The organism is Campylobacter sp. RM16189 (genome assembly GCF_012978815.1).
Classification (GTDB): Bacteria; Campylobacterota; Campylobacteria; order Campylobacterales; family Campylobacteraceae; genus Campylobacter_A.
Genome location: NZ_LIWR01000018.1, coordinates 1 through 3,550, shown reverse-complemented (window position 1 = coordinate 3,550; position 3,550 = coordinate 1). Strand labels below are relative to the sequence as shown.

Genomic DNA, 3,550 nt, shown 5'->3' with positions numbered 1-3,550 from the left:
CAGGCGACGGAGATGATGTTATAAATATGGATGGAGAGGCGAAAGTAGGAGCTAGTATCTATGGTAGAGATGGCGATGAAACAATAAATTTAAATAATGGCTCTCAAGTTGCGGGAAATATTGAAGCGGGAGTAGGTAGCGGAAAAATAATTTTAGATGGCGGTTCAAAAGTATCTAAACGTATAAGAAGCGGTATAGAAGAAGAGTTTAATGCACAAGGAGATACACCTACAAATCATGATTTCGCAGGAAACGTAAACGTAGAACTCAAAAATAACTCAACGGTAGTTCAGCATATTGATCTAAACGGAACAGGATTTAGAGAAATAACTATTGACAACTCAACAGTAGGTGGAAACATACATGCAGGAGAGTACTCAGACTCTAAGGTGGTTATTCAAAATGACTCCAAGGTAAATTATACGATACTTGGAGAAGGCGGAAACGATACTATCATAGTAAAAGACTCTGAAATAGGAAAGAGCGCGGGTGAATTTTCTATCTTAGGCGATGTAGAAAGACCAAGAGAAAGCTACGATGGTAATGATACCATAGAGATAACAAATTCAACCATACACAAAAAAATCGATGCCGGTGGAGGAGATGATACGATTGAGATAATTAAATCAACAGTAAAAGATCAGGTGTATGGCAATGACGGTGAGGATGAGATCTATGTAGAAAACGAATCTACAGTAACAGGAAATATCCGCGGTGGCGCAGGTAACGATGAAATAATTGCTAAAGGAAATTCGTCGGTAAAAAATATACTAGGAGAAGCAGGAAAAGATATTATAACACTAGAAAGCGGTGCTAAAGTAATAGGGGCGATAAGAGGCGACACAAAAACCATGAATGATGAACACGAAAAAGCAGCCCAAGCAAACCAGGGCAAAAATATAGATATAGTGGATATCGGCGCTGATGCAGATACTATAACCCTAAGGGGTGCAGAAACCAGTGCAAAATATATATTGGGCGGAGACGGCATACGAATCATTCGGGTAGAAGACGGCGCAAATACTAAGCTTATCATAGCGGATGAAGGCAACGATGAGGTAACCGTAAGCGGTGCTGGAACTTATGTCAGCCGTATAAACGGTAGAGGCGGCGACGATACGATCGTTGTAGAAAACGGCGCAAAGGTAGATGGCATAGTCGGAAGATGGGGTGACGACGAGATAACTATAACCGGAGCCGGTACGGTCGTAACCGGGAACATAGAGGGAAATGAAGATAGCGATACGATCAAAATTTTAGACGGTGCTAAAGTAGAAGGATACGTAAGCGGAGGCCGCGGAGAAAGTCCTAGCGTATATGGCGGAGCCGAGAAATCTGATGGAAATAATATCACTGTCCAAAACGCCGAAGTAAAAGGCAACGTCGAAGGCGGCACTTATAGTGGCGAAAACAAGATCGATATTTTAGATAATTCTACTGTCGGAGGCGATGTTTTAGGCGGAGGAGATAAAGATGAGATCCAGATAGCAAACAATTCAAAGGTTGTAGGAAATATTTACGGACGAGACGGGGATGACAAAATAACTCTTAAAAACAAGGCAACTGTAAAAGGCGATATAGAAGCAGGCAAAGGAGCAGGAGAGATAAACATACTTGATGACTCATTGGTTGAAAAAAGAGTTAGAAGTGGCATAGAACATGAAATTAATACTGAGGGAGATTCGAAAAAAGATCATGATTTTGCCGGTAATGTCAATGTTAAAGTAGAAAATTCAACCGTGAATCAATCAATAGATCTAAACGGAACAGGACATAGAGAGATTGTCTTAAACAACTCTACAGTTCATGGCAAGATACAAGCAGGAGAGTATTCTGATTCAAGAGTTATTGTTGAAAATGGATCAAGAGTTGGATATAACATACTTGGAGAAGGAGGTAATGACCATATAATTGTAAAAGATTCAGAGATCGGAGTAAGTCCTCTTTTTCAAAAAGATAATACGGCTGCTATTTTGAGTGATGGTGGAAAAGACTTAGACGGCAAAGACTTAGTTGAAATAAGCAAGTCAAAAATTCAAGGCGGCATCGAACTAGGAGGAGACGATGACGTAGTAGATATAACAGAAAGTAGTGTTAAAGGTGATGTTTTAGCTGGAAGCGGAAATGATACAGTTGTTATAAAAGATAGTAGCGTCAAAACAGTTGATGGAGGTAAAGATCAAGGATATGACCACATCAAGCTATATAGCTCCACTGCAGATTCGGTAAAGGACGAAGGTGGCAAAACTATAGTCATGGAAATATTTGAGAATTCAAGAGTGGAAAATGTATTAAACGGTATTCAAACTACTATGTCAGAGATAGATATAGACAGATCAAATATCAATCAAGTAGAAAATGGCACTTCAAACGGTTCTGCTACAGTTCACATAAGAAACCGATCTAATATCAATACTCTAAATTTCGGAAACGATGAGATAAAAGGTACAACAAATGATGTTAATGTTTATAACTCAACAGTACAAGACATTAACGGAAAATCAGGACGAAACAGTATAAAAATAGAAGACTCAAAAATATCTAATGTAAATTTGAGCGGAGATGTAAATACTATAAATGATTTAACCGCAACAGGTAGGGCTAAAGATAATATCATTGATAATATTAGTGGTCAATCAGGCAAAGACAATATCAAACTACAAAACACCATTGTACAAAATAATATAAGAACTGGCGATGGAAACGACAAAATAACTCTTAAAGATGGCTCTAAAGCAAATACTATAGAAGGCAATGATGGCAACGATACTATCGAAATTAAAGGAGCAGGGACTGTCGTAAATAAAGTAGATGGAAATTCAGGAGATGATCGTATATATATATCCGATGGAGCTAAAATTTTAAGAGAAGTACATTCAGGAAATTCTAGCGGTCCAAATCTTGATTCATCAAATTTAGGTTCTTCAGGCAAAGCAGCTCATGATAAGATAGTGATAGAAGATGCCATGGTAGGAGATAAGGACAGTGGCGGTAACACTACAACGACAGGATACGTGTATACTAACGGAGCAAGCGAAGTTATCATAAAAAATTCTACTGTAACGGGAGATATTGAAGCTAAAAATCCAATTTATGAACAAAACATAAAAGTTAGCGAAGCTTCTGTTATAGGAGGTAGCATAAAAGGCGCAGACGGTGCCAAAGATAGTGTAACGGTAGAAAACAGCGAGATAAAAGGCAATATCGATACTCGCGGTGGAGATGATGTGATTAATACAAATAAAGCCACTATCACAGGCGAAGTCCAAGGCGGAGCGGGTCAAGATAATATCACAGTATCAGGTGGATCGGCTAAAGCCGTGCGGGGCGGAGACGGCGACGATGCTATAACCGTAACGGGAACAGAAAAAGACGATAATGGCAAGGCGATTGGAGGCGGAGCCAATATATCAGGCAACGTAGAAGGCAATAGAGGAGCAGACACTATAGTATTTGACGGTAAATCTCAAGCGCAAAATGTCTTTGGCGGAACGGGTAATGACACTATAACCGTCTCAGACGAAGGCACTTTCGTAAGAAATATCGTATG

The 3,550-nt window shown here is 39.4% G+C and carries 1 protein-coding gene; it reads left to right on the top strand.

All coding sequences use genetic code 11. The annotated features are described in order from the left end of the window. Positions 1–26: 26 nt before the first annotated feature. Positions 27–3,550, top strand: a 3,524-nt coding sequence (locus CDOM16189_RS07885) for a hypothetical protein (protein ID WP_170000944.1), incomplete at its 3' end; no start/stop codon positions are given.